The organism is Micromonospora sp. CNZ286 (assembly GCF_014207755.1).
Genome location: NZ_JACHIZ010000001.1, coordinates 6,007,631 through 6,025,607, shown reverse-complemented (window position 1 = coordinate 6,025,607; position 17,977 = coordinate 6,007,631). Strand labels below are relative to the sequence as shown.

At 73.1% G+C, this 17,977-nt stretch carries 23 protein-coding genes; 15 read left to right on the top strand and 8 right to left on the bottom strand.

Translation table 11 applies throughout. From position 1 onward, the window contains the following. The first annotated feature begins 103 nt into the window (after positions 1–103). Positions 104–1,300, top strand: coding sequence for an acyl-CoA dehydrogenase family protein (locus tag FHX31_RS26755; protein ID WP_013283885.1), 1,197 nt, complete (start codon positions 104–106; stop codon positions 1,298–1,300). Between the two features lie 9 nt (positions 1,301–1,309). Here the strand turns inward: FHX31_RS26755 and FHX31_RS26750 are convergent, their stop codons facing one another. After that, positions 1,310–1,963 carry a PH domain-containing protein gene (locus FHX31_RS26750; RefSeq protein WP_013283886.1) on the bottom strand — a complete coding sequence of 218 codons (654 nt, stop codon included), beginning with the start codon at positions 1,961–1,963 and terminating at the stop codon, positions 1,310–1,312. A gap of 89 nt (positions 1,964–2,052) precedes the next feature. Here FHX31_RS26750 and FHX31_RS26745 point away from each other — a divergent pair, with 89 nt between their 5' ends. Continuing rightward, entirely contained in the window at positions 2,053–2,709 is a 657-nt protein-coding gene (locus FHX31_RS26745) for a TetR/AcrR family transcriptional regulator (protein ID WP_013473901.1), read from the top strand. Here the strand turns inward: FHX31_RS26745 and FHX31_RS26740 are convergent. The 3 genes from FHX31_RS26740 to trxA form a co-directional block, all read right to left on the bottom strand. After that, complete coding sequence (locus FHX31_RS26740) at positions 2,666–3,073, bottom strand: CoA-binding protein (RefSeq protein WP_013473902.1); 408 nt, start codon at positions 3,071–3,073, stop codon at positions 2,666–2,668. The two genes, FHX31_RS26745 and FHX31_RS26740, sit on opposite strands and share 44 nt — an antisense overlap. A gap of 41 nt (positions 3,074–3,114) precedes the next feature. Then, a complete protein-coding gene (locus FHX31_RS26735) occupies positions 3,115–5,160 on the bottom strand; it encodes an intein-containing Rv2578c family radical SAM protein (RefSeq protein ID WP_184977861.1) in 2,046 nt (681 codons plus the stop codon). Between the two features lie 110 nt (positions 5,161–5,270). Continuing rightward, positions 5,271–5,633, bottom strand: coding sequence for a thioredoxin (gene trxA / locus FHX31_RS26730; RefSeq protein WP_013283893.1), 363 nt, complete (start codon positions 5,631–5,633; stop codon positions 5,271–5,273). Positions 5,634–6,180: 547 nt separating this feature from the next. On the opposite strand from trxA, the gene FHX31_RS26725 reads away from it, so the two are divergent. The 11 genes from FHX31_RS26725 to FHX31_RS26675 all read left to right on the top strand — a co-directional run bounded on the left by FHX31_RS26725 (position 6,181) and on the right by FHX31_RS26675 (position 14,388). Further along, positions 6,181–6,696, top strand: coding sequence for a MaoC family dehydratase (locus tag FHX31_RS26725; protein WP_013283894.1), 516 nt, complete (start codon positions 6,181–6,183; stop codon positions 6,694–6,696). Between the two features lie 95 nt (positions 6,697–6,791). Beyond that, a complete protein-coding gene (locus tag FHX31_RS26720) occupies positions 6,792–7,283 on the top strand; it encodes a hypothetical protein (protein WP_013473904.1) in 492 nt (163 codons plus the stop codon). A 34-nt stretch (positions 7,284–7,317) separates the two neighbouring features. After that, positions 7,318–7,941 (top strand): TrmH family RNA methyltransferase, encoded by a 624-nt coding sequence (locus FHX31_RS26715; protein WP_013473905.1) that lies wholly within the window; start codon positions 7,318–7,320, stop codon positions 7,939–7,941. A 90-nt stretch (positions 7,942–8,031) separates the two neighbouring features. Next, positions 8,032–8,730 (top strand): DUF6758 family protein, encoded by a 699-nt coding sequence (locus FHX31_RS26710; protein ID WP_316250298.1) that lies wholly within the window; start codon positions 8,032–8,034, stop codon positions 8,728–8,730. A 118-nt stretch (positions 8,731–8,848) separates the two neighbouring features. Next, the gene (locus FHX31_RS26705) at positions 8,849–9,007 is read left to right on the top strand and encodes a hypothetical protein (protein WP_013283898.1); all 159 of its coding nucleotides are present in this window, start codon (positions 8,849–8,851) and stop codon (positions 9,005–9,007) included. A gap of 6 nt (positions 9,008–9,013) precedes the next feature. Continuing rightward, positions 9,014–9,865 carry a PH domain-containing protein gene (locus FHX31_RS26700; protein ID WP_013473907.1) on the top strand — a complete coding sequence of 284 codons (852 nt, stop codon included), beginning with the start codon at positions 9,014–9,016 and terminating at the stop codon, positions 9,863–9,865. A 93-nt stretch (positions 9,866–9,958) separates the two neighbouring features. After that, entirely contained in the window at positions 9,959–10,666 is a 708-nt protein-coding gene (locus FHX31_RS26695) for a SigE family RNA polymerase sigma factor (protein ID WP_184977395.1), read from the top strand. A 56-nt stretch (positions 10,667–10,722) separates the two neighbouring features. Further along, positions 10,723–11,940 carry a hypothetical protein gene (locus FHX31_RS26690; protein ID WP_486481706.1) on the top strand — a complete coding sequence of 406 codons (1,218 nt, stop codon included), beginning with the start codon at positions 10,723–10,725 and terminating at the stop codon, positions 11,938–11,940. A gap of 10 nt (positions 11,941–11,950) precedes the next feature. Beyond that, complete coding sequence (locus tag FHX31_RS26685) at positions 11,951–12,817, top strand: PHP domain-containing protein (RefSeq protein WP_184977393.1); 867 nt, start codon at positions 11,951–11,953, stop codon at positions 12,815–12,817. A gap of 31 nt (positions 12,818–12,848) precedes the next feature. After that, positions 12,849–13,463 carry a MarC family protein gene (locus tag FHX31_RS26680; RefSeq protein ID WP_013283903.1) on the top strand — a complete coding sequence of 205 codons (615 nt, stop codon included), beginning with the start codon at positions 12,849–12,851 and terminating at the stop codon, positions 13,461–13,463. 124 nt (positions 13,464–13,587) lie between these two features. Next, positions 13,588–14,388, top strand: coding sequence for a RecB family exonuclease (locus tag FHX31_RS26675; protein WP_221489435.1), 801 nt, complete (start codon positions 13,588–13,590; stop codon positions 14,386–14,388). A gap of 46 nt (positions 14,389–14,434) precedes the next feature. On the opposite strand, the gene FHX31_RS26670 is transcribed toward FHX31_RS26675, so the two are convergent. Continuing rightward, the gene (locus FHX31_RS26670) at positions 14,435–15,286 is read right to left on the bottom strand and encodes an oxygenase MpaB family protein (RefSeq protein ID WP_091330259.1); all 852 of its coding nucleotides are present in this window, start codon (positions 15,284–15,286) and stop codon (positions 14,435–14,437) included. A gap of 113 nt (positions 15,287–15,399) precedes the next feature. After that, positions 15,400–15,828, bottom strand: coding sequence for a Fur family transcriptional regulator (locus tag FHX31_RS26665; RefSeq protein WP_091330258.1), 429 nt, complete (start codon positions 15,826–15,828; stop codon positions 15,400–15,402). Between the two features lie 161 nt (positions 15,829–15,989). Between FHX31_RS26665 and FHX31_RS26660 the strand changes: the two genes are divergently transcribed. Beyond that, positions 15,990–16,472 (top strand): DUF2231 domain-containing protein, encoded by a 483-nt coding sequence (locus FHX31_RS26660; RefSeq protein ID WP_013473913.1) that lies wholly within the window; start codon positions 15,990–15,992, stop codon positions 16,470–16,472. Between the two features lie 10 nt (positions 16,473–16,482). Here FHX31_RS26660 and FHX31_RS26655 read toward each other — a convergent pair whose 3' ends face one another. Beyond that, entirely contained in the window at positions 16,483–17,028 is a 546-nt protein-coding gene (locus FHX31_RS26655) for a hypothetical protein (RefSeq protein ID WP_091330257.1), read from the bottom strand. Positions 17,029–17,213: 185 nt separating this feature from the next. On the opposite strand from FHX31_RS26655, the gene FHX31_RS26650 reads away from it, so the two are divergent. Next, on the top strand, positions 17,214–17,390 hold the full coding sequence (locus FHX31_RS26650) for a hypothetical protein (RefSeq protein WP_174361685.1): 177 nt from the start codon (positions 17,214–17,216) through the stop codon (positions 17,388–17,390). A 5-nt stretch (positions 17,391–17,395) separates the two neighbouring features. Here FHX31_RS26650 and FHX31_RS26645 read toward each other — a convergent pair whose 3' ends face one another. Next, the gene (locus FHX31_RS26645; protein ID WP_013283910.1) at positions 17,396–17,872 is read right to left on the bottom strand and encodes a hypothetical protein; all 477 of its coding nucleotides are present in this window, start codon (positions 17,870–17,872) and stop codon (positions 17,396–17,398) included. Between the last annotated feature and the right edge of the window lie 105 nt (positions 17,873–17,977).

Sequence of the window (17,977 nt, the reverse complement as noted above, 5' to 3'; positions counted from 1 at the left end):
CAGCGGTTGTGTGGACTGGTCACCTTGGCGCGGCCGGTCGCGGGACCGATACTGACCGAGCGTTCAGTTACCCATGAGTAAGGCGCCGACCCCGGAGGCTGAGATGGCCCGACTCGCCCAGACACCCGGACTGACCGACGTGCAGCGGTCGATCCTGGAAACCGTCCGGGAGTTCGCCGACAAGGAGATCATCCCGCACGCGCAGCGGCTGGAGCACGCCGACGAGTACCCGAGCGACATCCTCGACGGGATGCGCGAGATGGGGCTGTTCGGCCTCACCATCGACGAGGAGTACGGCGGCCTGGGCGAGTCCCTGCTGACCTACGCGCTCGTGGTCGAGGAGCTGTCCCGGGGCTGGATGTCGATCTCCGGCATCGTCAACACCCACTTCATCGTGGCGTACCTGATCTCGCAGCACGGCTCGGCCGACCAGAAGGCCCGGCTGCTGCCCCGGATGGCCACCGGCGAGGTGCGGGGCGCGTTCTCGATGTCGGAGCCCGAGTGCGGCTCGGACGTCTCGGCGATCAAGTCGAAGGCCGTCCGCGACGGCGACAACTACGTCCTCAACGGCCAGAAGATGTGGCTGACCAACGGGGCGTACTCGTCGGTGGTGGCCACCCTGGTCAAGACCGACACCGGGGCCGACTCGGTCTACGGCAACATGAGCACCTTCCTGCTGGAGAAGGAGCCCGGCTTCGGCGAGACCGCGCCCGGCCTCACCATCCCCGGCAAGATCGACAAGATGGGCTACAAGGGCGTCGAGACCACCGAGATGGTGCTCGACGGCGTCACGGTGCCCGCCTCCGCCGTGCTCGGCGGCGAGGAGAAGGTCGGCCGCGGCTTCTACCAGATGATGGACGGCATCGAGGTCGGCCGCGTCAACGTCGCGGCCCGCGCCTGCGGCATCTCGATCCGGGCGTTCGAGCTGGCGGTCGCGTACGCCCAGCAGCGCCACACCTTCGGCCAGCCGCTCGCCAGGCACCAGGCCGTCGCGTTCAAGCTCGCCGAGATGGGTACGAAGATCGAGGCCGCGCACGCGCTCATGGTCAACGCGGCCCGGCTCAAGGACGCCGGCCAGCGCAACGACGTCGAGGCGGGCATGGCGAAGCTGCTCGCGTCCGAGTACTGCGCCGAGGTGGTCCAGGAGGCGTTCCGGATCCACGGCGGCTACGGCTACTCCAAGGAGTACGAGATCGAGCGCCTGATGCGCGAGGCGCCGTTCCTGCTGATCGGCGAGGGCACCTCGGAGATCCAGAAGACGATCATCTCGCGCGGTCTGCTCAAGCAGTACAAGCAGTAGGGGCCCGGCTCACCGCTCGGGCCGGCGCGCTGCCTGCTCGGCGGCGGGCAGGTGCCGCCGCGCGTGCTCGGCCAGCGCCGTCGGGTCGTCAGCGTACAGCCGGATCTCCCGTACCGGCTCGCTCGGCCCCTTCGGCAGCCGTACCGACAGCGGCTCGCGCAGCACCACGTCGACCGCCGTCTGGCTGCCGACGCCGAGGTTGAGCACCGCCGGGTCGTCCGCGTCGTACTGGACGGCCCGGCTGGACGGCAGCGACCGGCGGCGGACCGCCACCCGGGCGACCGCGCTCCACGGGATCGTGACGTCGACCGAGGTGCCGTTGCGCACCCGCAGGCCGGCGTCGTCGACGACGTGCGGATGGATCCGGAGGGCGGCCAGCAGCCCGATCATCCACAGCACACCCCAGACGCCGAGCGCGATCGCCGCGTGCCGCACTGTCGGCTGGTCGACCGTGTGCCGCAGGATCACGTCGAGGATCGGGATCTCGATCGTGGACAGGGCGATGAAGGCCAGCAGGATCGGCTGCACGCCGCCGACGTAGGCGTACGTCCCCGCGCCCGGGGCGACCGGATACGGGCGGCGCAGGATCCACCGGGTGAGGCTGCGCCACATGCCCCACTCGTACGCCACCGCACGCCGCGCCAGCCGGATCGCCCGTCCCATGACCGCACCCCCTCTTTTTCAATACAACTGCAATGTAAAACGCGTGTCGGCGGGGTGTCAATGCAGTCGTATTGTGAAACCATGGGGGCATGCCGAAGCGGGTCGACCACCGGGAGCGTCGCGCGCTGATCGCCGACGCGCTGATGCGGGTCGCTGCCGAACAGGGCCTGGAGGCGGTCAGCCTGCGCCACGTGGCCGCCGCCGCCGAGGTCAGCACCGGGATGGTGCAGCACTACTTCCGCACCCGGGACGAGATGATGGTCTTCGCGCTCGCCGTGGTGCGCGAGCGCAACGAGGCCCGGGTCCGGAAGGCGGTCGAGCCGCTCGGCGCGACTCCGGCGCCCCGGGCGCTGCTGCGGGCCATGCTGGCCGAGCTGCTGCCGCTGGACGAGGACCGGCGGGCGGACGGGCGGGTGGCCCTGGCGTTCCTCGCGTACACCGCCGTCCGGCCGGCCGTGGCCGCCGCGCTGCACGACGAGACGGCCGCGCTGCTGGCCTTCGTGGCCGGGCAGATCGCCACCGGCTCACCGTTCGTCGCGGACGGCCGGGTGGACCCGGAACGGGCCGCGGTCGGGCTGCTCGCGGTGATGGAGGGTCTCGGCATCTACGTGCTCGGCGGTCACTACCCCCCGGAGACCGCGTTGGCCGCGCTCGACGCCCAGCTCGACCTGATCTTCGGGCCCGAACCCCCGCCCGGAGCCGTCAGTCGCGACGGGTCAGGCCGGCGGCGGCCCGCTCGACGATGAGGCACTTGTCCTCGACGTAGTCGAGGCCGGCCTCCTCGGCGATCCGGCGCGCCTCGTCCGAGAAGATCCCGAGCTGCAACCACACCGCCGGGGCGCCGATCGCCACCGCCTGCCGCACCACGTCGACCGCGTCGCGGGCCGGGCGGAACACGTCGACCAGGTCGACCGGGTGCGGGATGTCGGCGAGCGTCGGGTACGCCTTCTCGCCGAACAGCTCGTCCACAGTCGGGTTGACCGGGATGATCCGCCACCCGTGCCGCTGCATCTCCAGCGGTACGCGGTGCGCGGCCTTGCCCGGATCACGGGAGGCGCCCACGACGGCGATCACGGCGGAGTCGGCGAGGATCTGCTGAGCGGAACGCATTCCCCGAGACTAGCCCCGCCGGTGCGGGTTTCCCCCGGTCGCTAGAGCAGGGAGAGCTGTTCGGCGGCCGGTGCGGGCGGCGGGGTCTCGGGCAGCCGTCTGTTGTCGCCGGTCTCGCCGCGGTTCAGCCCGTGTCGGCGTGCCGCCATCCGCACCCGCGCTGTCACCTCCCGCTGGTACGCCTGCGGCGCGTACGAGCCGGCCTGGTAGAGCTGCCGGTAGCGGGGCACCAGGTGGGGGAACTCCCGGGCCAGCCAGCGGGCGTACCACTCCCGGGCACCGGGCCGCAGGTGCAGCGGCAGCGGCGTCACGCTCGCCGCCCCGGAGGCGGCGACTGCCGCGACAGTGGCGTCGATGGACTCCTCGTCGTCGCTGAGGCCGGGCAGGATCGGCGCCATCAGCACGCCGACGGAGAAACCGGCGTCGGTGAGGGTGCGGACCGCGTCGAGGCGGCGGCGCGGGCTCGGCGTACCAGGCTCGGCCGCCCGCCAGAGCGCCTCGTCGACGAACCCCACCGAGTACGACAGCCCGACCCGTGTCACCTCGGCCGCCTGGCGCAACAGGGGCAGGTCGCGCAGCAGCAGCGTGCCCTTCGTCAGGATGGAGAACGGGTTCGCGAAGTCCCGCAGCGCCTCGATGATCGGCGGCATCAGGCCGTAGCGGCCCTCGGCCCGCTGGTAACAGTCCACGTTGGTGCCCATGGCGACGTGCGCGCCGCGCCAGCGAGGCGCGGCCAGTTCGCGGCGGACCAGCTCACCGGCGTTGACCTTGACGATCACCTTGCGGTCGAAGTCGGCGCCCGGGTCCAGGTCGAGGTAGGTGTGGGTGTTGCGGGCGAAGCAGTTGTGGCTGACCACGCCGTTGGCGATGAAGTCGCCGGTGCCGGTGGTGATGTCCCACAGGGGAAGCTCCAGGCCGAGATCCTCGACGGCTGTCACCTGGAGTCGCGCCGCGCACTTGAGCGCCATGCCCTCGATCGAGCGCCGGGCCGTGACGGCCGGGTCGGTGAGGTGGAAGAAGCGCAGCCGCTCCGGCAGCCCGCCGGTCAGCCGGAGCTGACGCGCCGCTCCCGGTGCGCCGGGCACGTCGAGCGCCCACCGGAAGCCGAACCGGTCCAGCGCGCCGGCCGCGCGGTCCCGGCTCTCGTCGTCGGCGACGCTGATCCGGAACACGCCCCGGTGGCAGGTGCCGGCGGCGTCGAACATGCCGGCCAGGTAGCCCAGCGCCCAGTCGTCAGTCGTCTCGTCGATCGGCTCGAACAGCCCGGTGACGACGTCGGCCGGGCCGGAAGTGCGTACCACAGTGGTCGTCGCCCGGCGGCCGACCCGGACGACGGTGGCCCGCTCGACGGTGACGCCCGCGTCGGTCAGGTAGCGCTCGGCCCGGTCGAGCGCCTCCGCCTCGGCGGTGGCCAGCCGGAACCGGGTGTCGCGCCGGTGACCGGAGTGGCCGTCGTCGCGGACCAGGGCGTGCAGGTAGCCGCGGCGGTAGTCGGCCGAGCGCTTCGGCGCCACCACGAACCCGCCGGTGCCGAGCAGGCGGTTACGGGTGGTCAGGTGCGGACGGCGTCCGCCGCCGCGCATGGTCCCGGTGACGTGCTTCCAGCCGCGTTCGGTGAGGAACCGGTGGTCGCCGCTGGCGACGAGCGTGGTGCCGTCGGCCAGTGTGATCCGGTAGGCCCGCTTCACCGTTGACCACTTGTCGAGCACCGTGGTGACGACGTAGTGGCGGTAGGCGCCGCGCCGCCGGGTGCCGTAGATGCGGTCGCCGGGCTCCAGCTCGCTGATCGCCCTGGTGCGGCCGTCGGCCATCAGGATCGGTGTGTCGCCGCCCAGGCAGTAGACGCAGGCGTGCGAGCAGCCCCGGTAGGGGTTGATCGTCCACTCGAACGGCACGCGTGACTGGCCGGGCACCCGGTTGATGATCGACTTGGCGTGGACCTCGTAGAAGGTCATGCCGGCGAAGCCCGGGGTGTCGAACGTGCGGGCGACGGCGCCGGGCAGCGCCAGCGGCAGGGGTGGAGCCGCCGGCGCCGCCCGATCGGGAGTCCCCTCGTCCGGGGGAGCGGAGAGGTTGTCCCAGCGCATGGAGTTCATTCGAACACGTGTTCGAACAAAGTGCAAGCGAGTCCGCCGCGGTACGGAAACGCCGCCGGCCGGCGCCCGAAGCGGGGCACCGGCCGGCGGCGTGTGGAACGTCAGTGGTTGTGCTCGGCCAGCTTCTTGCGGACGTCGTCCATGTCCAGCGCCTGGACCTGCTCGATGAGGTTCTCCAGCGCCGACTCCGGCAGCGCGCCCGGCTGGGCGAAGACGATCACACCGTCACGGATCGCCATGATCGTCGGGATGGAGCTGATGTTGAACTTCGCCGCCAGCTCCTGCTGCGCCTCGGTGTCGACCTTGCCGAAGGCGATGTCCGGGTGCTTCTCCGAGGAGCGCTCGTAGACCGGGGCGAAGCGCTTGCACGGGCCGCACCAGTCCGCCCAGAAGTCGAGCAGGACGATCCCGTCGCGCCCGGTCACCTCGTCAAAGTTGGCCGTGGTCAGCTCAACCGTTGCCATTTGCTCTCTCCGATCACCGCGGATTGTCGTACGTCCGGTGGAACCAGGGTCAGTCCGTCCGAATTCCCGCCGCGGGGGTGACGAAACGCTGAGCGCCGGGACGGTGACCCTGAGCACATCGAACACCATCTGTTGGCTCCGTTCGTGCGGAACGCAAATGCACGCCGCACTTGCGTGACGGGACGTGATGGGAGCGTTTCCAAGGAGATCACTCTCAGTTTCCGCTACGTCTCGGTAACTTCGGGCTTGACGAGCATCTATCCGGCCTGCGGAGATCGCTTATCGACCTCGTGTCGGTTACTTTGAGTAGTGTTACGAAAAGGTAAATGTGACCTCCGTCTCTGTCGGCGACGGGTGGTCGTACGGCAGAATTCTTCGCATCAGAGCGTGGGCGGCGGGTGCCGGGGAGGGCCCCGCCGCTCATTGCGTCCGGACCTCGGTGGCCCCCGGTGTGACATTTCCGCCGGGCGAGCGCCCCGCCCCTCGCCTTAACAAGCGATAAGGCATGCTGTGCCGAACTCCATCGCCGCCCGTGAAGGGGACAAGGATGCAGTTCGGCCGCTACTACGAGGAGTTCGAGGTCGGCGCGGTCTACCGGCACTGGCCGGGCAAGACGGTCACCGAGTACGACGACCACCTCTTCTGCCTGCTCACCATGAACCACCACCCGCTGCACATGGACGCGCACTACGCCGAGTCCGCCTCGCAGTTCAAGCGCAACGTGGTGGTCGGCAACTACATCTACTCGCTGCTGCTGGGCATGTCCGTGCCGGACGTCAGCGGCAAGGCGATCGCCAACCTGGAGATCGAGTCGCTGCGGCACGTCGCACCGACGTTCCACGGCGACACCATCTACGGCGAGACGACGGTGCTGGACAAGCGGGAGTCGGCCTCGAAGCCCGACCGCGGCGTGGTCGCGGTCGAGACCCGCGGCTACAACCAGGACGGCACGCTCGTCTGTGTGTTCCGCCGCAAGGTCATGGTCCCCAAGAAGGAGTACGCGGCCGCCGCCGTCCCGGACGGCGTCGACCCGGAGCGTCCCAGCTTCCCCGAGCCGCGCTGACCTCGCGTCCGTCCGGCCACCGGGCCTCGTTCTCCGTTCGGCGGGGACGGGGCCCGGACCTCGTCCGGGGGCATATGCTCGGGCTGGAGGTTCCCATGAGCCACTCCGTAGCCGGAGAGCCGCCTTCCGCCGGTCGCCGTGCCGCACCGCTCACCACCGCCGCCTACTCGGCGGCGGAGTGGGACCTGCTGACCGACCTGCCGGGCCGCGTCCTCGTCGCCGCCGCCTCACCCGGACCCGGGCGCCCGCCGCGCGGCGTCGCCGCCGGTCTGGCCGGCCTGGACGCGGTGGCCGCCGGCCGGGCCTTCGACAGCGATCTCGTCCGCGCCGTGGTGGCCGCCATCTACGCCCGCCACGACGGGACCACCGAGCGGGACGAGCGCCTCACCGACCTGGTCGACCTGCTGGCCGCCGCCCGGGCCGCGGTACGGGTGCTGCGCCGCCGTGCCGACCCGGCCGACTCGGCGGCGTACCGGCAGTGGGTGGAGTCGGTCGCCGCCCGGGTGTGCCGGGCCGGGCAGACCGCGTCGAGCCCCGCCGACACACGCTTCCTCGACCGGCTGGGCGGCGCGCTCGACCTGCGCTGACCGGGGACGCCGCCGGGCCGTACCCTCGGCAACCGTGACCGACGACCAGCTCGACGTGGGTGTGGGGCCGTGGCCCGGTGACCCGCCGGAGGACCCGCGCTACGACCCGGAGCTGCTCACCGCCGGGGACCGGCGCAACGTGGTGGACCGCTACCGCTACTGGCGGCGCGAGGCGGTGGTGGCCGACCTGGACCGGCGCCGGCACGACTTCCACGTGGCGATCGAGAACTGGCAGCACGACTTCAACATCGGCACCGTGGTCCGCAACGCCAACGCCTTCCTCGCCGCCGAGGTGCACATCGTCGGGCGGCGGCGGTGGAACCGGCGGGGCGCCATGGTGACCGACCGCTATCAGCACGTCCGGCACCACCCGACGATCGAGGAGTTCGTCGCGTGGGCGCGCGACGAGCGGTTGCCGGTGGTCGGGATCGACAACCTGCCCGGCTCCCGGCCGATGGAGACCGCGGTGCTGCCGCGCCGCTGCGTGCTCCTGTTCGGCCAGGAAGGGCCCGGTCTGTCGGCGGTGGCCCGGTCGGCGTGCGACGCGCTGTTCTCGATCGCCCAGTACGGCTCGACCCGGTCCATCAACGCGGGCGTGGCCAGCGGCATCGCCATGCACGCCTGGATCCGGTCGTACGCCGGGCCGCCGCCGGACTGAACGCCGCGTGGGTCCACCGCCGGACGGAAATCCCACGTTCGTCGGCCCGCCCCGCTTGACGCCTCGCGGGTCCGGGGTGACGGTGAGGGTGTGACTGTCGCGGTGAGTTGTCCGAAGTGCGCGGGCCCGGTGCGCGAGCCGGATCTGATGCACGCCGAGCACCGGTGCGTGCGCTGCGGCCCGGTCGCGCCGCTGCACGTGCCGGAGCACATCAGTGCCGAGATCATGGCCAGCGTGGTGGAGCGGATGGCCGCCGACCCCGACCCGGCAGGCCGGCTCCGGATGCCGCTGTGGTGCCCGTGGCCGCTCCCGCCGGGCTGGACGCTCACCGGCGTGGCGTGGGCGGGCGACGACCGCGCGGGCGTACGGGCCACGCTCGTCGCCTGCGCCGGTCCGGCCCCCCTGGACGGTGGCCCGGCCGACCTGATCTTCGTCGCCGAGGAACCCGGCGTCGGTCTCGGTTCCCGCTTCGCGGGACTGCCCGGACCCGACCCCGGCCCACAGGTGGAGGAGGCGCTCACCGATCCCGGCCCTGGTCATCCCGAGCGCCTGCCGCACGCGAAGATCCGGGTGGGCGGCCATCCGACTCCACTGTGGCTCGTCCGCTCCGAAACGGATCGAAGCGCGTACGCCGGCGAGGCTCGGGGAATGTGGCTCCATGCGATAGCCTGGCCGGCGAGTGCGGGTCACCTCCTCGCGGAAGAAGTCGTGCTGCACGACCTCACCGAGTGGACACCGCCCGAACTCGTGTACGGCGCACCATCTCCGTACCTGCACGGGCGGGCCTGACCGGCTCGCCACGGCTAGTCGGAGAGCGGACGCAGATATTCACGGTAAGACACCATGCTGATACTCTGGGTGCCGCTGCGGTAAACGGACCCGGCGCCGCGCGAGAGGATGGCCCGCTATGGTCAAGAAGGTCCTCACCTGGGCCGGCATCGCATTCTTGATCTTCTTTGTTGCGTACCGGCCCAACTCCGCCGCCGACGTCTTCAAGTCTCTCGGCGGCGGCATCATGGACATCGCGCAGGGCTTCGGCGACTTCTTCACCAACCTCGTCGCCTAGCCGCCCATGGGAAGCCCCTCCGGTCCACCCTTCGACCCGGACGACCCCGACCGGGCACGCCGGGAGCGCGACACCGAGCCGATCCCCCGGATCGACCCGGACGACCCGGCCGGTTACGGCCCCGGCCCGTACGCGGACGCGGACGACGCCGGTTACGGCAGCGCCTACACCGGTGAGGGGCGGTCCGGCCGGGCCTGGACGCGTGACCCGGACGGCTTCCCGGACCAGCCGATCTCCGAGGACGAGCTGGCCGGGCTGCGGTCCGACGCCTCCGGCATGGCACCCCGCCGGGTGCTGCCGCTGGAGGACGAGCCCAGCTCGCTCGTGGCGCGTTACCTCTTCCCCACCGAGCGCTACCGGGGCGAGTGGAAGCGGCACTGGATCCACCTCACCACCCCGATCATCGTCGGCGTGGCGGCCACGTTCGTGCTCGGCTACCTCTCCGGCTTCCTCGCCGGGCGGGACGTCGGCGCGTTGACCACCGTCGCCGTGCTGCTCTGGTTCGCCGTGATGGGCTGGGTGGCCTGGAAGGTCGCCGACTGGTGGTACGACCGGTTCATCCTGACCAACAAGCGGGTGATGGTGGTCAACGGGATCATCACCCGGCAGGTCGCGATGATGCCGCTCACCCGGGTCACCGACATGAAGTACGAGCAGAGCCCGACCGGCCGCGCCCTCAACTACGGCACGTTCGTGCTGGAGTCCGCCGGTCAGGAACAGGCACTCCGAGTGATCAAGAACCTGCCCAACCCGAACGAGCTCTACCTGCGCGTGGTCGAGGAGATGTACGAGCCGCAGGCGGTCGAGGCGCGGCTGGGCAAGGAAGCCGACGAGGCCAAGGCCGACGACGGAGCCTGAAACTTTTCGTCCGAACATCGGATGAACTGCACACCTTCCGCCATCGACCCGACCGGGCAGGCCGTGGCATTCTGCCAGGCAGGACGGGGGGAGATGAGTGTGGTGGTGAGCAGAGATCCGCTGGAGGAGGAGTTCCGCGAGTTCGTCGCGGCCCGGTCCGGCGCACTGCTGCGCACCGCGTACCTGCTCGCCGGTGACTGGGCCACCGCCGAGGATCTGCTCCAGACCGCGCTGACCAAGACCTACCTCGCCTGGAAGCGGCTCGGCGGTATCGACGCCATCGAGCCGTACGCCCGCCGGGTCATGGTCAACACGTCCACCAGCTGGTGGCGGCGCCGCTGGCACGGCGAGCGCCCCACCGAGGTGCTGCCGGAGCGCGCCGGCGTCGACGAGATCGAGCAGCAACTCGACCGGGACGCGCTCTGGCGGCACCTCCAGGCGCTGCCGGCCCGGCAGCGCGCCGTGCTGGTGCTGCGCTTCTACGAGGACATGTCCGAGGCGCAGACAGCCGCGCTGCTGGAGATCTCCCCGGGCACTGTGAAGAGCCAGACCTCCCGTGCGCTGAACACGCTGCGCCGCCGGCTCGGCTCCGAGGCGGCCCTGAGCCTGCCCACGCCGGCCGACGCGCCCGCCGCGACCCCGCCTGCCTCGCCCGCCGCAGCCGGCCGGTCCGTCCCGCCGGCCCGGGGCGCCGAGCCGACCCGTGCCCCGGCGCGACGGCCCGCCGCCCGGGTGCCCCGACCGCTCCCACCCGCGACTCCGGTCCGCCCCGCCGTCCCGATCCCGGCGAAGAGCCGATGAGCGGCACCCGGCACCACTGTGACAACCGGACGGGCAGCCCGGAGCGTCCATTCCCCGTGAGCGACGACGAGCTGGAGCGGGCGCTGCGGGAGACCCTGACCCGCCGCGTCGCGACGTCCCGCCCGCTGCCCGCCGACCCGGCCGGGGAGATCCTGCGCCGGGCGCGGCGCACGGGCCGGCGGCGCACGCTCACCGGCCTGGCCCTGGCCGGGGTCGCCACCGTTGTCGTCACCACCGGGGTGGCCCAGTTCAGCGCACCGGGCGGCGACGGCGGCACGCCCACAGTGGTGCTCGGCGACCCGCCCGTCCTCTTCCCGTCCCCGTCGCCCTCCGGGCCGTCCTCGGTCACCCGCTTCGGGCCGGTCCGCGCCGAACTCGACCTGCTCGTCGGTGACCGGCTGGACACCAGCGGCGGTGAACGGCGGCAGCTGACCGGTGTGAGCGGCGTCGAACGGGCGCAGCGGATCCACGAGCAGGAGGGCTGGCTGCTCACCTCGGCGGCCACCGTCGCCGGCCGTACCCTCTGGTGGGCGCCGGTCGGTGGCGCCGCGCCGCAGGTCATGCTCGCCGCCGCGGACGCGGTGGCGATCTCCCCGGACGGCCGCCAGGTCGCCTGGCGGGACGGCACGGACGTGATCGCCGCCGGTGTGGTCGCCGGCCAGCTCATCGCGCCGGTCCGGATCGCCGCGCCGGAGGGCGCCGTGCCGGTCGGCTTCGCCGGCGACACCGTGCTGATCCGGCAGCCCGGCGACGGCGGGATGAGCGTCTGGGACCGCGCGCTGGGCGGACAGCCGGGCCCGGTGAACCCGGCCGTCCGCACCGTCTACGGCACCCGGCCCGACGGCCGGGTGGTCGGCCTGGTCGCCGCCGGCCGGGATCAGCAGCTCTGCCTGGCCCTGCTCGACCCGGCCCGCGACCTCGCCCCGGTGCGTACCGGATGCGGCCTGAAGCTGGCCACCGACGGACTCGGCGCCGTCTCCTTCGACGGCCGGTGGCTGCTCGCGAACGGCACGTCGCGCACCGCCCTCCTGGTGGACCTGGCCGACCCGGCCAGCCCGGTCACCCACCCGGCCGGCCCGGTGCTGGCCGGCGGCGTGGCCTGGACCCGGGGCGGCGTGGCGCTGCACGTGGACGCGAGCGGCGGGCTGGTCCGGGTCAAGCCCGAGCGGGTGCTGGCCGGTGACCGGCCCACGGCCGCGAAGGTCGAAGGGCTGGCGCCGGAGGACCGCCCGGTGGTGGTGGCCGACGTCCCCACGGTGCCGGACGGGGCGTAGCGTCGGGCGGGTGAGCGTCCCCGCCCGCATCGACCTGCACACCCACTCCACCGCCAGCGACGGCACCCTGACGCCCGCCGAACTGGTCCGGGCCGCCGCCGACGCCGGGCTCGACGTGGTGGCACTCACCGACCACGACACCACCGCCGGCTGGGCGCCCGCCGTCGCCGCCCTGCCGCCCGGACTCACCCTGATCCGCGGCGCGGAGATCTCCTGCCGGTGGTTCGGCGCCGAACCGGCGATCCCGCTGCACCTCCTCGCGTACCTGTTCGACCCGGCCGAGCCGCACCTGGCCGCGGAACTGGCCCGGGTCCGCCGGGCCCGCGAGGAACGCGGCGAGCGCATCGTCCGGCTGCTCCAGGCCGACGGCATCCCGGTGAGCTGGACGGAGATCCTGGTCGGCGCGGGCGGCGGCACCGTAGGCCGCCCGCACATCGCGCAGGCGCTGATCCGGGCCGGTCTGGTCACCACCACCACCGAGGCGTTCGGGCCGGACTGGCTCGGCGAGCGATACCGGCTGCCGAAGGACGACATCGAGGTGTTCCAGGCGGTGGCGCTGGTGCGGGCGGCCGGTGGCGTGCCCGTCTTCGCCCACCCGAGGGCCAGCAGGCGCGGCCGGATCGTGCCGGACGAGCTGATCGCGGACCTGGCGGCGGCCGGCCTGGCCGGGCTGGAGGCCGACCACGAGGACCACGACCCGGTCGAGCGCTCGCACGTCCGCGGGCTCGCCGCCGACCTGGGACTGCTGGTCACCGGCTCGTCCGACTTCCACGGCACGCACAAGACGGTCCGGCTCGGCGCGCACACCACCGACCCCGAGGCGTACGAGCGGATCGTCGCGCAGGCCCGCGGGGTGACCCCTGTCGCTTCGAGCTGAAGCGATCCGACGGCACGGCTACCGTGTCCGCGTGGATCTCAAGCTCTTCGGCGAGGTCTTCGTGACCCTGCTGGTGATCGTCGACCCGCCCGGAATGATGCCCATCTTCCTCGCGCTGACCGGGCCGCTGCCCGCGCGCGACCGGAACCGGGCCGCCTGGCAGGCCGTGGCGCTGGCGCTCGGGGTCATCGTGATCTTCGCGGTGGCGGGGCAGACGATCCTGGCGTACCTGCACGTCGACCTGCCCGCCCTCCAGGCGGCGGGCGGCCTGCTGCTGATCCTGGTCGCGCTGGAGTTGCTGACCGGCAAGGCGGACGACCCGAGCAACCAGGTCACCTCCAACATCGCGCTGGTGCCGCTCGGCACCCCGCTGCTGGCCGGGCCGGGCGCCATCGTGGCGACCATGCTGTTCGTGCAGCAGGCCGGCGGCGCCGTCGACTACCTCGCCATCGGGCTCGCCATCGTCGCGGTGATGGTCACCGTCTGGGTGGTGCTGCGCTTCTCCGGCGGGATCGTCAAGGTGCTGCGCCCCGGCGGAATCGAGGTGCTGACCCGGATCGCCGGTCTGCTGCTGGCCGCCATCGCGGTGCAGCTCATCGCCGACGCGATCGCCGCGTTCGTGACCCAGTACCTCAACAACGCCTGAGCGGGTCCGTCCGCTGTCGTATGCGGATGGCAGGATTCTCCGCGTGCGACGACAGTCAGCAGCCAGCGGCTCCAAGGCTCCCCGACCCCGCGCCGAGCAGTCCGAGCAGCTCGGCTTCGAGGGCATGCCGGAACGCCTGTTCGTCTGCACACCGAGCAAGCTCGGCGCGTACGCGGACTGTCCCCGCCGCTACCGCTACGCCTACGTGGACCGGCCCGCGCCGCCCAAGGGCCCGCCGTGGGCGCACAACTCGCTCGGCGCGAGCGTCCACACCGCGCTGAAGAACTGGTACGCGCTGGCCCCCGACCGCCGCCGCCCCGAGGTGCTCGGCACGCTGCTCAAGGGCACCTGGGTCCGCGAGGGCTACCGCGACGACGAGCAGGAGCGCGACGCCTTCCGGCGGGCGCTGACCTGGCTGGAGAGCTACGTGGCGGGCCTCGACCCGGCCGACGAGCCGCTCGGCGTGGAACGGGTGGTCGCGGTCAAGACCGCGGTGCTCGCGTTCAATGGCCGCACCGACCGGATCGACTCGCGTCCCGGCCCGGACGGGCGGCCCGAGCTGGTCATCGTCGACTACAAGACCGGCCGCACCGGGCTCGACGCCGACGACGCGCGCGGCTCGCAGGCGCTCGCGCTCTACGCGTACGCGGCCGAGCGGGTGTTCCGCAAGCCGTGCCGCCGGGTCGAGCTGCACCACCTGCCGACCGGCACCGTCGCCGCGTACGAGCACACGCCGGAGTCCCTGAACCGGCAGCTCACCCGCGCCGAGGACACCGCCCGCGACATCATGGCCGCCGAGCGCGCGGTGGCCGACGGCGCCGACCCCGACGCGGCGTTCCCCACCGAGCCGGGCCCGCGGTGCGGCTGGTGCGACTACCGGCGTACGTGCCCGACCGGCGCGCAGACCCCGGGCAAGGAGCCCTAGTCCGCAGTCGAGCGTTTCGCCGACCCCGAGTGAGTGCGCGACGCCGTCAGGCCGCGGTCAGGCGGGCGGCGCGTTCCTTGGCGGCCTGCTGCAACGGGCCCTCCCGGTAGCGCCGGGGCACCGCGGCCAGCGCCAGCCGCAGCGCCCGCGCGCTCAGGTCCGCCGACAGAGCGGTGGTGGGCAGGCCCAGCCCGCCGTAGAGCCGCAACGCCCACGGCGGCAGCATCCCCAGCGCGGTGGCGGCGATCCCGAAGTACGCCCAGCGCGGCGGACCCAGGTTCAGGCCGACCCGCGCCGGCAGGCTGAGCTTCCACGGGATCGGCGGCGCGGTCAGGAACACCGCGGTCTCGGCCGCCTCCCGGGTCATCCGCAACTGCGGGCGTACGTCCCGGTAGTAGTCGGCCACCTCGGCGGCGGTACCCGGCACGTCGTCCGGGTCCAGCCCGACCAGGGCCGCCGACCGGCGCTGCTCGGTGTAGTAGCCGTCCACCTCGTCGTCGGTGAGCGCCAGCCCGGACCGCCGGGCGGTGCTCACGAACGACTCGACCTCGGTGACGTGCACCCAGCGCAGCAGCTCCGGATCGTCGACGCGGAACTCCTCACCGGTGAACGGGTCGGTGGCGCGCATCCGGGCGTGCCGCGTACGCAGCCGTCGCCCGGCCGCCTCCGCCTCGGCGGTGGTGCCGTAGATCGTCGTTCCCACGTACGTCGCCGTGCGGACGAGCCGCCCCCAGGCGTCGGTGCGGTAGTTGCTGTTCTGGGCGACGCCGGCCATCGCGCGGGGGTGCAGCGCCTGGAGGTAGAGCGAGCGCAGGCCGGCGACGATCAGGATCGGTTCCTCGTGCACCTTCCACGTGACCGATCCCGGACCGAAGAGGCCGAGGTCTTCGGTGTCCACCGATCAAGAGTGCCACGCGCCGTCGTCGGCCGTCCTCGGTGCGGCGGCCAGTCGACGTGCGGTGGTCGTCGGTGCGGCGGTCAGTCGACGTGCGGCGGTCGTCGGTGCGGCGGTCAGTCGTCGGCGGAGCGGCGGGACTGGCAGGTAGGGCAGAGGCCCCAGAAGGTCACTTCCGCCTCGTCCAGCTCGAAGCCGTGCGCCACGTTCGGGTCCAGGCAGGGGGCGCTGCCGACCGCGCAGTCCACGTCGGCGATCTCCCCGCAGCCCCGGCACACCACGTGGTGGTGGTTGTCGCCGACCCGGGCCTCGTACCGCGCGGGACTGCCGGCCGGCTCGATCCGGCGGGACAGCCCGGCCCGGGACAGGGCGCCGAGGACGTCGTAGACGGCCTGGGTGGAGACCGAGTCGATCCGCCGGCGGACCCGCCTGGTGATCTCGTCGACCTCCAGGTGACCGCCGGCGGAGAGCACGTCCAGCACGGCGAGACGCGGCCGGGTGACCCGTAGGCCCTTCGACCGGAGCAGCTCCTCACCTGTGGACATGGATCCATGACAGCACGGCTCAGGCGGGCCGACAAGCGAGCGTTGTTCACCCGTGGCCGGGGCCACAGGTGAACCGGCACCGCCGCGCCCGCGTGTATCGAAGAAGACGGTGTCACGCCGTACGCTGAGCGCGCCAAACCACCCACTCGCCGGAGGTGTCGGTGTTCAGGGAAATCAACGGTCTGCCCGTCCACGTGCTCGTCATCCACGCGGCGGTGGTGCTGGTGCCGCTGCTGGCACTGCTCGCCGTCGCGTACGGGGTGCTGCCCCGCTGGCGGCCCCGCCTCGGCTGGGCGGTCGCGGCGCTCGCCGTGGCCACCCCGATCGTCGCCTGGGTGGCGACCGAGTCCGGCGAGGAGCTGGAGGAGGCCCTGCGCGCGAAGGGCTACCCGCCGGACCGGCTCCAGCAGATCCACGAGCACGCCGAGTACGGCGACACGCTGTTCTGGTTCGCGCTCGGGCTCGGCGTCGTGGCGCTGCTGCTCGTGCTGTCGACGAGCCGCCTCGTCGCGGGCCGGAACCTGCCCCGCTGGCTCCCGATCGTGCTCACCGTCGTGGTGGCGGTGCTCGCGGTCTTCGCGATCGTGTACGTCTACCTGACCGGGGACAGCGGCGCCAAGATGGTCTGGGACGGCGTCGTCTGACCGGTACGGCTCAGAACAGCACCCGCGAGCAGAGCAGGCAGGTGAGCAGCACCAGCACCACTGCGACGGCTGCCCCGATGCCGTAGGTGAGCCGCTGCGCGCGCTGCTCCGCCTGGTCCATCGCGGCCATGTCCTGCGGCGGGAGCCGTCGGGGCGGTGACGGCTGCACGTGTACCGGTGGCCGCCAGCCGGGCGGCGGAGGCGTGCTCGGCGGCGGTCCCGCGTACCCCGAGGGAAGCGGGCCACCACCGGGCGACCCCGGCCACGCGCCGCCGGCCACCGTCCAGCCGCCCGCCGCCTCCGGCCGGGCCCACGGGCTGTCGGTGGCCGCCTCGCGTGACCACGGGCTGGCGGTCCCGGCCGGTTCGGCGGTGCGGTCCGGTTCACGGTCTCCGCCGGCGTCACCCGGCCGAGATCCGGGACCGGCCGGGTGGGCGTCCGCGCTGTCCGCGCCGTCCCGGGGGACCGCCCCGGGGGCGTTCTCCCCGGCGGGTGCCGGTTGGTCCGGGCGTCGCCAGGTCTCGTCGTCGGGGCTGCCACCGCTCGGCGTCGTCACGCCGTCCGACGCTACCAACGCCCCGGGCCGGTCGGCCGCCCGACGCGTCGATCCCCGCCACCCCGGCCCGTCGCGCCGGTGTGTGGCGTTCCGACGGCTCCCGGCCCGGTACGGCCGGGCTCGGGACGATCCGGCCGGTCCCGGGGATCGAGCCGGCGCCCTGTTCGGCGGTATCGTTGCTGCTCGTGACCGACCCCGCCATCCGGACACCGCGCGACGACGACGACCGCGTGGTCGACCTCAGCGACGACTTCGTGGTGCTGCCCGAGCAGACCAGCGACGACACCGACCGGGGCTGGGGCGAGCGCCCCGGCGGCAACGACGACTGGCTGCTCGCCGAACGCCCCCCGCACTGGGGCTGATCGCGTCAGCCGCGTACCACCACGGCGAAGCGGCTGCCCTCCGGCAACCCGACCGCCCGCCGGGCCTGCTCCGGCGGCAGCGCCAGGTAGAGCGCAGAGGAGCCGTCGACCGCCCCGGTGGCGCCGACCACGTCGAGCACCAGCGCGCGCGGAGCTAGCAGCGTCGGGTCGGGCGAACCGCCGGCCGGCACGACGAGCAGGTCGACGCGGGCACCCGGGCGCAGCACCGCGAGCGCGGCCGGCTCGGCCAGCCGGATCGGCACGCCGACCGCACCGGCCGGCAGGGCGGGGGTGCCGCCGGACGGCGACGCCGTCGCCGAGGCGGCCGGCAGGACGCGGGGTGGTGGGCAGGACGGCGGCGTCCGGAGCACCGCAGCGGCCAGGCCGAGCAGCACCGCGACGAGCGTCACCCGCAGCAGCGTCCGGCGCCGGGGCAGCCCGCGCCAGCGGACCGGACGCAACGTCGCCTCGCCATCCGCCACCGCTGCCTCCCGCCGCCGGTCAACCGTCCGACCCGCAGGCTAGGCCCGGCCTCCCGGCGCGCGCCGCCCCATCGCCCGCCCCTGTGGATAACCCGCCGCCCTGTG

Bases quoted from the DNA above. Each gene is read 5' to 3' on its own strand.
- FHX31_RS26695 (WP_184977395.1), top strand. From the start codon at position 9,959: ATGAGTGTGGTGGTGAGCAGAGATCCGCTGGAGGAGGAGTTCCGCGAG.
- FHX31_RS26725 (WP_013283894.1), top strand. From the start codon at position 6,181: ATGCAGTTCGGCCGCTACTACGAGGAGTTCGAGGTCGGCGCGGTCTAC.
- FHX31_RS26750 (WP_013283886.1), bottom strand. From the start codon at position 1,963: ATGGGACGGGCGATCCGGCTGGCGCGGCGTGCGGTGGCGTACGAGTGG.
- trxA (WP_013283893.1), bottom strand. From the start codon at position 5,633: ATGGCAACGGTTGAGCTGACCACGGCCAACTTTGACGAGGTGACCGGG.
- FHX31_RS26700 (WP_013473907.1), top strand. From the start codon at position 9,014: ATGGGAAGCCCCTCCGGTCCACCCTTCGACCCGGACGACCCCGACCGG.
- FHX31_RS26705 (WP_013283898.1), top strand. From the start codon at position 8,849: ATGGTCAAGAAGGTCCTCACCTGGGCCGGCATCGCATTCTTGATCTTC.
- FHX31_RS26665 (WP_091330258.1), bottom strand. From the start codon at position 15,828: ATGTCCACAGGTGAGGAGCTGCTCCGGTCGAAGGGCCTACGGGTCACC.
- FHX31_RS26755 (WP_013283885.1), top strand. From the start codon at position 104: ATGGCCCGACTCGCCCAGACACCCGGACTGACCGACGTGCAGCGGTCG.
- FHX31_RS26675 (WP_221489435.1), top strand. From the start codon at position 13,588: ATGCCGGAACGCCTGTTCGTCTGCACACCGAGCAAGCTCGGCGCGTAC.
- FHX31_RS26740 (WP_013473902.1), bottom strand. From the start codon at position 3,073: ATGCGTTCCGCTCAGCAGATCCTCGCCGACTCCGCCGTGATCGCCGTC.
- FHX31_RS26720 (WP_013473904.1), top strand. From the start codon at position 6,792: ATGAGCCACTCCGTAGCCGGAGAGCCGCCTTCCGCCGGTCGCCGTGCC.
- FHX31_RS26745 (WP_013473901.1), top strand. From the start codon at position 2,053: ATGCCGAAGCGGGTCGACCACCGGGAGCGTCGCGCGCTGATCGCCGAC.
- FHX31_RS26735 (WP_184977861.1), bottom strand. From the start codon at position 5,160: ATGCGCTGGGACAACCTCTCCGCTCCCCCGGACGAGGGGACTCCCGAT.